Consider the following 13,319-nt stretch of genomic DNA (forward strand, 5'->3'; position numbering starts at 1 on the left):
ATATTTCCCCACAACAATATGTTATGATCCATACTCGTTTTATTCTTTTTTTATTAGTCAATTCAACAGCTATGACTGCTTTTGTCTTCTTTGTATCATAGCTTCTACCTTGTTTACCATCTTCTTTTCCACCAATTACAAACTCATACACGTGAACAATTTCTGATAAAGGATAGTTTTTTTTACTGCTTTTCATAGCAACTCTCACTTTTTGCATAAAAAACCAGGCTGTAGTCTGACTAATTCCATAGCGCTTTGCTACTTGAGTACTGGATAAACTTTTAGTGGATGTACTCATTTCAAATACAATTAAAAATGCCTTTTGCAAACCAAATTTAACCTTATGAAAAAGCGTGTTAGCAGTTGAACTTTCTACATGATTACAACCGTAACAGTGATAATTATAACCACTCTTCTCACATCCTTTATCGGAACCACATTTACTAAATTTAAAGCCATCCATCCACTTGATTTTGCTTAAATATGCCTTACATGACAAATCATCTGGTAATTCTTTTACCAAATTGAGTATATTTTGACCCTTAAAATCTTCCATAGCCTTTATAAATAAAGGACTAATATACGGAAATTAATAAGTCGTAATTTATTTTTTAAGAAGAGTTCTATTAGTCAATTATTTTACAAACTAAAATCATTTTAAAGGCCTAAACTTAGCAATTATGTAGTCTCATGATGCTACTTACTGTATAAGTAGTCCCAAAACTCTTTATAGGCAAATCACCATTAATTGCTCATAATATCGTAACCTTTGTTGAACCCTCAATGTTAACTTTAACAGGACTAACTTGCTCAATATTTTTCTCACCATACCCTAAATCTTCAATATTAGAAATTATAAGTTTTTAGATACCTTAGGGGTACTTCCCTTGTATAATCAAATTCAATTTAATAAAACTGACGCTTTATAGAAGAACGAAGCGTCAGTTTTTATTTTGTACTTTTAAGTTGCATTATAACGTAATGAATCTTCACTATTAAGTGTTATTCAATTGATTATTATAATTAGTATATCTCTGAATTTATATTGCAAATTTTTTTCGTTCTCTTTTAAATAGATTTGACACCTCTTTTTTCAAGTTGGCAGGGGATAATTACCTTGTTTTTATCATCATCGCACTTAAAAAATTTTAAATGGCAAAAGTTTAAATCACTTCATTATCCAAATCAAGTAACAGAATTCTATTTTTAGTTCCTTTAACTAAGTAAATGTGATAAATGTAGCAACCATTTTTTTATATTCTTGTGTTTCAAATTATTTTTTTTCGTAAATTGATTGAGGCAATATTATAAAATCCTATTTCAAAAAAACACAAAAAGTAAACTAAAAAAAAACAACAAAGAGTTATTAGTCAGCATTTTATAGCTTTATATTCAAAAATTAAATAAATTATAGGAATGTTAGGGATTAAGTTTCTGTCAGCAAAATGCTCATTTAACCGTCAAGATACAGAAATCGATAAAATAGTATCTGGTATTTAATTAAACCATAGCGAATTTCCAAAAAATAGCAAAGATGAATGTACCCGTAAATGAACGCGAATATTATAAATTATCTTTTTTGAATTCCAAAATAAAAACTACGATTTTCATTGCAATTTTATATGTTATAATAGCAAAAACGTCTAGTTTCGATTTTATGCCTGAGACAAAAATTGCTCCATTTTTTCCTGCTATTGGTTTTAGTATAGCTGCGGTCATCATTTTGGGGAGAAATGCAATCATTGGTGTACTTCTGGGAAGCTTCTTATTTAGTGTATGGCTGTTTGAGCTTAATATTAGAAATGCTACTTCTCTTGAAAATTTATTAGAAATATTTTTATTTTGTATTTTAAGACCGATTCTTACTGGGCTTAATGTCTTTACAGTATCCTATTTAATACAAGTCTGGTGTAAAAGCAAATATCCATTTGAAAAAGGAATTAATGTTTTGTATTTCACTTTTGCCTGTGTGATTGGCTGCATTCTTAGTATTTCTCTGGGCAGCATTTTTCTTATTGTAACTCCATTTGTTACTATAAATAATTTCATTTCAATCTGGAATACTATTCTTAGATCAAATATTTTAGGAGCAGTTTTATTTACCCCCTTTGTACTGTCCTGGCTATATAAAACCAAAGAAAATACTCCCTGGACTTTCAATAAAAAAGCAGAAGTAATCGTCCTTACGTTACTGACAATAGCAGTTTCTTTGTTTGTGTTTACCACCAATGCGAATAATGAGTCTATTATCCTTTTTTTTCTGATATGGGCGGCATACCGTTTTAATCTAAAAGTTATAACTCTTATAGCCGTCTTAGTAACTATTATTTCTTTATATGCAACATCACTCTATGCTGATGAATCTCATAATTATAAATGGTCACACAGCTTTTTTATGCTACAGCTTTTCCTGTTTGTTAATTTTGTTTCCATACTGTTTCTGCACGGCATACTTGCAGAAAAGCGCAATAAAACAAAGAAATTGAGTGAAAGTGAATATAAACTTAACATTGAGAAAAACATTTTAGAAGCAACGATGCAAAGCCCAAATGGCATCAGTATATTTACTTTAGATACTAATTTTAATTATATCAATTTTAATTTAACTCATAAAGATAACATGAGGGATTTGTACGGATCTGATATTAAAATGGGAGACAATATGTTTGAATACATCCATGATCCGAAAGCAAAAATACAGACACAGAAAATTTACCAATCTGTACTAAACGGAAATATTCATATAGAGGAAGATAAGGGAAAAAACCATCTGGGAAATTACTGGAACAACTTCATATCTCCAATAATAGACAAAGATAATAGTATCATTGGTATAAGTACAATTTCTATCAATATAACGAAACAGAAATTAAACGAAACAGAATTAGAAAAAAGCAATCAGATTTTAAATAGACGTATTAAAGAAATTACTTGCCTGCAGAATATTTTTGAAATCAACAGTGATAATTCGCTTTCAATAGCGGATATGATTGCCAGTTGCGTGAAAATTATTCCAAATGCATTTCAATTTCCCGAAAGTACCAACTGCAGAATTATTGTTCCTGAATACGACTATACAGATAAAGATGAGGCCACTCATTGGTACATCCGGAAATCAATACCCTTAAACGGAGAAGAATATGGTACATTAGAAATAGGTTCATGTAAAGGAGGCAAAGATTATATGAGTCACATACAGGAACAAACGAATCTGATAGGAGCTATAGCTAACATTTTGTCCAAATCATTTGAGAATCATTTTGCAAAAGAAAACCTAGAAATAAGTGAAGAAAAATTCCGCTCATTTTTTGAAAACGTGATGGATGTTTATTTTATCTCTTCTCCAGAAGGTAATTTATATGAAGTTAGCCCATCCATCATTAATTACCTTGGCTATACAAGGGAGGAAATGCTTGCCATAAATATGAGTGACCTATATGTGGATCCGGAGGAAAGAAAAAAACTTAAACAGGAACTGATTGCGAATGGTAAAGTAAAAGATTATGAAATTGAATTGATTAAGAAAAACGGCCAGATTAGTTCCTTTGCTATGACAGCAAAATTAATATACAATAAAAAACTAGATATATCACATTTTGAAGGCACAGTACGCTCTTTGGATGAATGGAAACAGAACCAGCTATTAATCCGTCAACAACATCAAAAAATAGAAAAAAGCGAACAGGATTTCCGCATTTTATTCGAAAATGTTCAGGATGTATTCTTTAAAACAGATTTGAAAACCAACATTATATTAGATGTAAGTCCGTCTTGCAGTTACTTCAACGGCATAACAAGAGAAGAACTTATTGGGCAATCAATTTATAACATCTATCCTGATATAGCCCAATTAAATCAAATGACAGAAATATTAACTATAAATAATGAGATTATCGATTTTAACAATGAAATAACTATAAAGAACCAACACTATTACGTTTCAATCAATGCTAAGGTAGTTCGCAATGAAAAAGGCAAACCAGAGTTTTTAGTGGGTGCCTTACGAAACATTACTGAACGAAGGGTAGCTGAAGAAAATTTAAAAATAAGCGAAGAAAACTTTCGTTACATCTATGAAAATTTTGACGATATATATTTCAGAAGAGATCTGAACGGCACTATAAAGGAAATCAGTCCATCGGTAAAAAAACACTTCAATCTAAATCGGGAATCCGTTATAGGCAGCAATTTTAAAGATTTTTATTACGATATAAATGATGCTGATGAATTTATAAAAACCCTCATTGCAGAAAAAGAAGTTAATGATTTTGAAAAGCGTCTGGTCAACAATCATGGAGAAATTTTGTATTTTTCCGTAAATGCGAAACTCCGTTATATCAATGATGTACCTTCATACATTGAAGGCACTATGAGGAATATCAGTGAGAGAAAAAAAACAGAATTAGAAATAGAGTTAGCTAATGAAAAAATTAAGGAAAGTGAGAAAAAATACCGTACTATTTTTGAAAGCGTACGAGATGTCTTCTTTAGAGCATCTGTAAAAGATCAAAAAATAATAGACATTAGTCCTTCCTGCTCCTATTTTAACATTCAGCAGGAACAAGTTATAGGAAGCAACTTTGCCGATTTTTATTATCATCCCGAAGATAGAAAGTATATACTTGAGGAATTAAAAAGTGCCGGAGAAATAAAGAACTATGACGTACAAATAAAAATCAATACCAAATTGTACACGGTTTCTGTCAACGCCAGAATAATCTTTGATGAAAATAATGAGCCAGACTATATTGTGGGCTCAGTACGTGATATAAGCGATAAAATAGAAACTGAAAAAAATCTAAAAGTTAGTGAGGAAAAATTTAGATCTATCTATGAAAACTTCCAGGACATATATATGAAGACTACTATGGAAGGAATCCTGCTGGATGTAAGTCCGTCATTTGAAAAGAATTTCCAGATTCCAAGTTCGGACATTATAGGAAAATCTGTGTTCGATTATTATCATAATAAAAAAAATAAGGATCTTTTCTTAAAAAAGTTAAAAACAAATGGTCATATTTCTGATTTTGATGTTCAATTGTATGATCCTCAAGGGAAACCTTTATATTTCTCTATAAATGCTCATCTGTTATACGATAAAAAAGGAATTCCTGTAAATATTGAAGGAACAATGCGAAATATCAATGAACGAAGACAAATGCAGGATGAGATGCTTTCTAAAAACAGGAGACTTGAATTTCAAAACACCGAGCTGGAACAATTTGCTTACATTGCATCTCATGATTTGCAAGAGCCATTAATCACTGTAAGTCATTGCTCTCTGTTGCTTGAAGAAGAACTAACTGGTAAATTGGATGAAGATCAGCAGCATTATTTAGGTTTTATTCGTAGTTCGACTTTAAGGATGCAGTTATTAGTCAAAGGTCTTTTAGATTATTCAAGAATTGGGAAAGAAAGAAAAAAGACAATTATTGACTTCAATACTATTGTAGCAGATGTAATCCTGGATATGAAAAGCAGTATTGATGAAAGCAATGCCATAATAGAATATGAAAATCTGCCAACGATTGAAGCTAATGCTACCGAAATGAGGCAGTTGTTTCAAAATTTGATTAGTAACAGCATTAAATTCAGAAAAAAAGATTTAAGTCCAAAAATAAAAATAGCAGCGGTAATAGAAGAAAAAAAATGGGTGTTTTCAGTTACTGATAATGGAATTGGGATCAAAAAAGATGATACCGATAAAGTTTTTGTCATTTTTAAACGTTTGCATAATCGTAATGAATATAATGGAACTGGAATAGGATTGTCACACTGTAAAAAAATCATTGAGCATCATAATGGAAGAATATGGGTAGAATCTAAATATAATGAAGGAAGTACTTTCAAATGGACATTACCATTTAAATAAACTACAAGCATAAATTGAGAACAAATAAATTATATAAGATGGAACAGAAATTAAATTGCGTTTTATTAATAGATGATGATTTTGCTACCAATTTTATCAATAAAAAAATCGTTCAAAAAGCAGATATTACAGAACATATTCAGGTAGCTTTAAATGGAAAAGAAGCGATTGATTACCTATGCAGTAACGGAGATTTTGAATCTCAGCACGCAATGAACCCACAGCCAGATTTAATTTTTCTGGACATTAACATGCCAGTTATGGACGGTTGGGAATTTATAAAAAAATATAAGAATCTGATGCCTGAAGAACGAAAGAAAAAAATTAGTATCATAATGCTCACCAGTTCTTTTAACCCTGCAGATAAAGCAAAAGCTGACACGATAAAAGAGATCACTGATTACAGACAAAAAACTTTAAATAGTACAATGCTTGAGGAAATAGTAAAAAAACATTTCGAAAAACATTTAGCAAAATAGAGCTTATCATTATTTTTTTGTTTTGAGGAAAGACTGAATTCCTGAAACAATTAAGTGCTTATCATGCCTAACAAATCAATAACAAACGATATTCTCCTTCATTTTCTTTTGGTGCCCTGTGAATACAAGGAAGTACGACCTGATTTGGATGACATACAGCCAGACGCCAAAGATGCCTTAATCCTAAATTAACTGGTTCTGTATCTTCATGCATTTTATAATGCAAATCAAAGTAATTCTCTGTTAAAAAGTTTTCGAACTCTTCCTCTGGTCCATCATGCAGTTGTTTTAGTTTTGCACGGACTTCCGGGATTAGGACTTTTTGCTCTGCTTGTAAATTAGATATTATATCTCCTGAAGCTCCGTGATAGGTACACAAAAAAGTGTCTGTAGCAATGGGAGAACGATCAACATGAAACGAATATACATCAGTAGATATGAAATCAAATTCATCATCGCGTTCATAACATTTTATTAAATTAAGAGAAGGTGAAGCTCCAAAATCAGATAATAATTGTAAATCCCGTAAAATTATTTTCCTTGCCATATCTCCTTTTTCTGACAACTGAACTGCCATTAAATCCTCAGGATAAACTTCTGTTATATTCTCTTTTAAAGTCAATTTAGCTACAATCTCATTAAAATCACCATCTAAACTTCTATACCAGCATAGCGCATTCATTTCCTCTTTGAAATCAGTATATACAAGCTCAGAGAAAGTAGATACTATCCCTATTTGGTTACCAGTAGAAAATATTTTATTCATGAAAAATATAAAAATACGAATCAGATATTACAAAATTATGCAATATTAGATACTTATGATATTTTATACCTTTAAAACTTTTATTAGTATGTGCTAATAAGTAATAAAATCATAAATTACTATAAAAAAAATTAGCAGCATATAAACTGCTGCTAATCATTTTTTTTGTTTTTACTATTAGAATATTATTTTTTTTTATTGGGCTATGACACCAAAAGTTTCCATAACAACACCCCTGTTTCTCATCAAAAGTGTATCTTTTGTTTGTGTTGTAATGCCTTTCCCTGGGTGATTAATTGTATAATCCAGATAAAGCACATCCCTATCCACATTACCAAAACTATTCTTCTCCCCTTTTTTTACAAATTTGCCAGTTCCAGTGGCAGTAAATGTAGATGGATCAGATGAAGTAATGGAACAATTGCCATTATCATCAAAAGTGATATTTAAATTGCACGTATAGTCTGCATTGGCAGCATCTTTTAAAACAACTGGAAATTTCAATCCCTTAAGAGATGTAGAATTTAAACTAACTAGCCATTTTGAAACATTATCGATTCCGGAATCATAAGTCTGAATGTCTTTTGGACGTCTGATAATTGTAGTATTTACAGCACCTGTCACTACATCTTTACCTCTTCTAAGATAAAAACCATGCCAGGTATTAATATATTTTACAGCATATAGCACATAATCTTTTGGAACTACATCCCATTGTTTTAGCCTTAATCTCCTTGGTGATGTCCCGGCAATAAGTGGCTTCCCTTTTAAGATGGTATCTGCATTCGTAACAGTCCTCATTAATAATGGTATCACATAATTTGCCTGTAAAGACTGAGGATCATTAAAGAAAGCATCTGTTAGTTGTACTTCTACTCCTCCCGAAATATCGCCTTTTTTAATAACAATTTGATCTGACGTTAAAGTATAATAATTACGTGGCATAGGACGGATTGCTCTTACAGGATTTGTTTGGGGAGAAAAAACAAAATTAAATCGATCAGGTATAGTGTCTGCAACAACAAAATTAATTGTGACATCTTTTTTATTATCATAAACACCTGATAGTGTAGCCATAATTTTGCATTTATGCTGAAGATCCAAACTGTTATCGAATATATCTTCTCCTAAAGTAATAGTCCTGATGGGATATTGATAAGGAAAATATACCGCAGAAAAGTCATAATCGTCATATGTGATAGGTTCATTTTCGCATCCTATTATAGATGTTAGTACTAATAAAGCTAAAATTAATTTTTTCATTTTTTGTATCATTAAGTTATTTCTAATTATTCCAGACATCATTTTGAAATAGATTATTAAATTTTAGAGTTTCACTGTAAGGAATAGGTCCGTAATACATATAATCCTGGAAGACTCTTTCTTCTACAACAGCTGGTGCACTATAAACCGGACTAGCTGTCGTGCCGGAAACTGTAATCCCCATAGCCGGTTCATTTAACTTTGGAAGAGCAACTTTCCATCGACGCAAATCCCAAAAACGGAATCCTTCAAAACTTAATTCTAAACGGCGTTCATTGCGAATTAATTCACGCATAGCCACCTTATCTGCTTTTATAGATTCCAAATAGGGATCATTACTGATACCTAAAGCTCTTCTACGGATAGCCTTAATTATATCATAAGCTGTAAAACCATATGATCTTGGATCAGCAACTGCCCCCCATGCTTCGTTAGCAGCCTCAGCATAATTGAGATATATTTCGGTATAACGAATACGTGGTCTGTAATGAAGCTGTGTATTTCTGCCATTAGGATTGTAATTAACATCCTGTCTTAATAACTTTTTTAAGTAATATCCTGTACGGGTTGAAGTGGTCACTGCATTAACAGCATCCTGATTAACAGGATTGGTAGCAGGAATCAAATTCACTTGTGCATTAGTCACACCAGCCCTTCCACCCTGAAAAAGAATAAACTCATTTAGCCTTGGATCTCTGTTCGCATAAGGATTGGACGGATTATAATTAGAAAGTGGATTAGAAATAGGATAACCATTGCTGGCCGGGAACGCATCTACTAAATTTTGAGTAGGATTTACAATTCCGTTACCAAATAAACTAGGTGGAAAATGATCGCGTTCTAAATCATTATTGTTAGAAGTACCTCCCCTCCATAAACTTTCCGGCGAATTGGATCCTGCAGATAATGCACTAATCTCTGATGCATTTCTATACCAGGATACACCACTGTTAAAAGTGGCTGGTAACCCGGCAAGACCTCCTTTAAGAGTAATAATCTGAGCAGCATATCCGGCTGCATCTTCCCATGTACCATTAGAACCACCAGCATAAGCAGGACTAGCGGCCAGTAAAGCTGTCTGAGAACGAATTGCCATCGCAACGCGTCCACTAACAAGTCCTATAAATCTTGCTCCCATGGCACGATTGAAGCTTGCTGTAGTCATTCCAGGTGTATTGTATCTGGATGGTATACTGCTAGAGCTGGCTACATCTACGTAATCTACCGGTAAAAGCTCAATTGCCTTATTGATATCACTATAAATTTGTGCAGTACAGGCATTAAAACTTTCACGAGGCACGTTATAATTTGAATTGATATCTAATTCTGTTAAATAAATTGGGACACCTAGTAAAGTGCCGCTTACCCACCCTGCATGAGCTTGCAAAAGATGGTACATAAAAAGGGCACGCAGACCATATGCTTCTCCTTTTATTCTGCTTTTAAAAAGATTATCTACAAGAGGGTCCTCTGCAAATGTCATTTTATCTACCTCATTTAGCACAATATTCATGTATTGAATACCTGAAAAACATGATGTCCAACGATCTGCAGGATTATTTGAGGCGCTCCATTGACCTGTAGCCAATCTTAAATAGCCATTAGTCGGTACGTTAGTCACTGCATCATCAGTAGCAACCTCACTAAAAGACCATCCATTTGTTGGAATCCTTGCATAACCCTGAGTTAAAAGTCCTAATCCAAAGTTTGGATCATCATATGTAGTATTCTTATCCCGAATATTTTCCTGTGCCGGATCTATAAGATCTGTACAGCTTACAAATAAGACGGATAGAATTAAAATTACAAATATGTTTTTATTCTTTATCATTATTCTAAATTTTTAAAATTAAAATGCAGCCGTTAGTCCTAAACTGTAATATCTCATCTGAGGAGCAGTACCAATATTTGTTTCTAAATGCTGCCTTTCTTTTGAAATGGTCAACAAGTCACTTCCATTAACATAAAGACCTAAGTTATTAATAAAAGTCTTCGCTAATAATTTCTTAGGAATATCATAAGACAACTGTACTCTGGCTAAATTAATTCTGTCATTTTTAAACAGCCAAAAATCTGAATTTCGGAAATTATTATCTCCATTATTACCGGTAGATAAACTTGGATAAGTTGCTGTTTCAGCAGTTGCTTCTGTCCAACGACCTCGCATAGCAGCTGTGTATTTTGCATTTATCCCTGATGCCCAATAGTAAGAGCTGTTTTTAAAACCATAAGCACCACTAGTGCTGTTCGCCAATACGAATAAAGAAAAATTATTCCATTTAATAGTCGTATTAAGACCTAATGTTAGCGGTGCCCCGGCATATCCACCTCTGCCTAAATAAACCTGGTCGTTATTATCAACAACCCCGTCATTATTAACATCAACATATTTTATCGAACCTGGTTTTACAGTACCAAATGATTGCGGTACAGGAGCTCCTGGAGATTTATTAGCCATAGCTTCAATGTCTGCTACACTGAAAAAACCATCACTTTTTAGTCCAAAAAGTGCATCGACTGGTTTTCCCTGACGTTTTTGATAATCGTCAACATACAATACATCATTTCGTGTATAGGCTTTAGTATCATAATAAGTGGCTACAAATCCTATATTTAAATCTACTTTTTGAATTCGCTTGTTCAAAGAGATTCCTAAATCATATCCTTCCCTTTGATCAGCCTGATAATTAGAATAAGGTATGAATGACGAAGGAGATGGATTATTAACTGATAAAAAATTAGGATACGAATTTACATCCTGGCCTGGAATACCTAGCAGTCTGCTATAGAAATACGATGCGCTTACCTGAACCATATTATTAAATAGAGAAGCTTCTAATCCTAAGCTAATTTCCTTTCTTCTTTCAAATCCCAAAGCATAATTTTCTCCACGCAAAACATCTGTGGTTCTAAGCTGGCGTCCTTCCTGCCAGGAAAAATAGGCTCCATTGTTTGTACTATAAGAACTTCTAAATAAATTAAAACCCGTATTGGCATCATAGTCTAAGTCTGTATTTAGGATACCGGCACTAGCCGTCAATTTTAAATCATCAATGAATTTAGCTTCTGATAAAAATTTCTCTTTACTTATTCTCCATCCTACCGAAACCGTTGGAGAAAACGCATCACGCTGTTTTGGTGCAAATCTTACAGAATGAACCATGTTTTGAGTAAAGTCAGCATAGTATTTGTTCTTATAGTTATAGTTAAACTGAAACCCTAAGTTAGCATTTCCAATAGCGTGATACACTTCTGATTCAGCAAGAGTATAACCATGCGCAACCAACATTGTTGAGAAGTTATGTACTTTGTCATAATCAAACTTGTATTTAAGTACTCCTGCAAAAAACTTAGTCTGACGCTGATAAGCATTATCCAGCGATCTTGAGTTATTATTTAAATCAGCCCCGATTTTGGTCAACTTTGAGATATAATCACCATCAGCGTCAGTGTTCCATGTAGGGGTATAGACAGCGTAAGTATTATTATCAATGTTTTGCGAATACTGTGTATTGTAGTCAATAGCAAATTGGGTATCAAAAGTCAATCCTTTTAGAATGCTTGCTAAATTAAAATTCAGTGAAGCATCAAATTGATATTTACGATAAGTTCCTTTGATAATTCCTTTAGTGTAAATATCTGCAAAAGGATTGGTAGTCTGTGTAGCAGTACCCGCTAAAAAATACTGCCCATTTATTATGAAAGGACTGCTTTCTATATAAGCTAAAGATGCCGCATCTGCTTTATCTAAATAACTAATTGGAATTAGAGGGGCTACCAAATTTGGTTTAAGAGTAGCCGCATTTGCCCAAAAATTTCCCTGTGCAGAATTACCATCATAAAAAGTAACACTAGTATTAATTTTACTGGTAATCATACTACTCAACTTAATATCCAGATTTCCCCTGATATTAAAACGATTTTCTCCTTCTTTTTTCCCATTCCCTATGTCAAGTAAAGTAGTGGTATTGTAATTTCCTACATTGACATAAAACATAGCTTTTTCATTTCCTCCGGTATATTCAGTCACTATTTCAGAACGTCTGGAAAATTTTTTAAGATAGTCAGATGAATAAAAGTCAACATTTGGATAACGATACGGATTTGTACCTGAAGCATAATTTGCTAAATCTGTCTCAGAAGTATAAGAACCATTGTTAACAATTGAAATCTTATCATTTATAAGTGCTTCATTATACAAGCTTAAATACTCAGCTGAACCTAAATACTCTGCATAACGTTTTGGAGCCATTATCCCAGTGTTTAAACGCACATCGAACCTATTCTTCTTTTCTGCACCTCTTTTTGTGGTAATAGAAATTACTCCTTTTGCTGCACGACTTCCGTATAATGCAACAGCAGCTGCGCTTTTTAATACTGTAATATCTTCCATTTCAGAAGGTATCACATTAAATTCATCACGTGGAATCCCATCAACTAACACTATTCTACCGTTCATACCCCAAATGTTTGCGCCGTGATACCCAGGAATATAACTGGATAAGTTGTCTAAACTATTCGTGGTATAATTACTTCCTAACATGTTAGCTATGTTTACAGTTGAAACTCCACCAAGAATATCAGCTTTATCAACAGTATTAAAAGCAACTTGTACCATTTCTGTGGATTCTAAAACTATTGTTTGTAAATCCGTTTTTGCTTGAACAGAAGTAGTTTTATATCCTGGCGCGTTTATAGTCATAAAACTATTTTCATCAACTGTTAAACCAAACTCACCAGCGTCATTAGCAACACTTGTCTGGTTATTTTGTCCGGTAATTGTTGCGCCTGAAACGGGATTCCCTTTACTGTTAACTACAATACCGGATACTATTATTTTGCTGCCTTGAGCACTCACTTTTAATGAAAAAAGAGTGTGTATTGCGCATATAAAAAATACTAATTTGATATATTTCATTATTGTTTATTTTTCGATTAT

General features: G+C 32.8%; 6 protein-coding genes and 1 pseudogene. 2 read left to right on the plus strand and 5 right to left on the minus strand.

Annotated features, from left to right (window positions below; genetic code table 11):
- Window positions 1-25: 25 nt before the first annotated feature.
- A pseudogene (locus tag ACNC7R_RS11690) lies at window positions 26-556 on the minus strand (IS1595 family transposase); the annotation flags it as partial.
- Between the two features lie 978 nt (window positions 557-1,534).
- Between ACNC7R_RS11690 and ACNC7R_RS11695 the strand changes: the two are divergent.
- Together ACNC7R_RS11695 and ACNC7R_RS11700 are read left to right on the plus strand one after the other, a co-directional pair.
- Window positions 1,535-5,872 carry a PAS domain S-box protein gene (locus tag ACNC7R_RS11695; RefSeq protein ID WP_417941261.1) on the plus strand — a complete coding sequence of 1,446 codons (4,338 nt, stop codon included), beginning with the start codon at window positions 1,535-1,537 and terminating at the stop codon, window positions 5,870-5,872.
- A 38-nt stretch (window positions 5,873-5,910) separates the two neighbouring features.
- Complete coding sequence (locus ACNC7R_RS11700; protein WP_417941262.1) at window positions 5,911-6,351, plus strand: response regulator; 441 nt, start codon at window positions 5,911-5,913, stop codon at window positions 6,349-6,351.
- 67 nt (window positions 6,352-6,418) lie between these two features.
- On the opposite strand, the gene ACNC7R_RS11705 is transcribed toward ACNC7R_RS11700, so the two are convergent.
- The 4 genes from ACNC7R_RS11705 to ACNC7R_RS11720 form a co-directional block, all read right to left on the minus strand.
- Entirely contained in the window at window positions 6,419-7,117 is a 699-nt protein-coding gene (locus ACNC7R_RS11705; protein ID WP_417941263.1) for a DUF1826 domain-containing protein, read from the minus strand.
- A 195-nt stretch (window positions 7,118-7,312) separates the two neighbouring features.
- Window positions 7,313-8,380, minus strand: a complete 1,068-nt coding sequence (locus tag ACNC7R_RS11710) for a DUF5627 domain-containing protein (protein ID WP_417941264.1) — start codon at window positions 8,378-8,380, stop codon at window positions 7,313-7,315.
- 22 nt (window positions 8,381-8,402) lie between these two features.
- Window positions 8,403-10,211 carry a RagB/SusD family nutrient uptake outer membrane protein gene (locus ACNC7R_RS11715; protein WP_417941265.1) on the minus strand — a complete coding sequence of 603 codons (1,809 nt, stop codon included), beginning with the start codon at window positions 10,209-10,211 and terminating at the stop codon, window positions 8,403-8,405.
- Between the two features lie 18 nt (window positions 10,212-10,229).
- Window positions 10,230-13,298, minus strand: a complete 3,069-nt coding sequence (locus ACNC7R_RS11720) for a SusC/RagA family TonB-linked outer membrane protein (RefSeq protein WP_417941266.1) — start codon at window positions 13,296-13,298, stop codon at window positions 10,230-10,232.
- Window positions 13,299-13,319 lie beyond the last annotated feature (21 nt).

This window comes from Flavobacterium adiutor (genome assembly GCF_048282555.1).
GTDB lineage: Bacteria > Bacteroidota > Bacteroidia > Flavobacteriales > Flavobacteriaceae > Flavobacterium.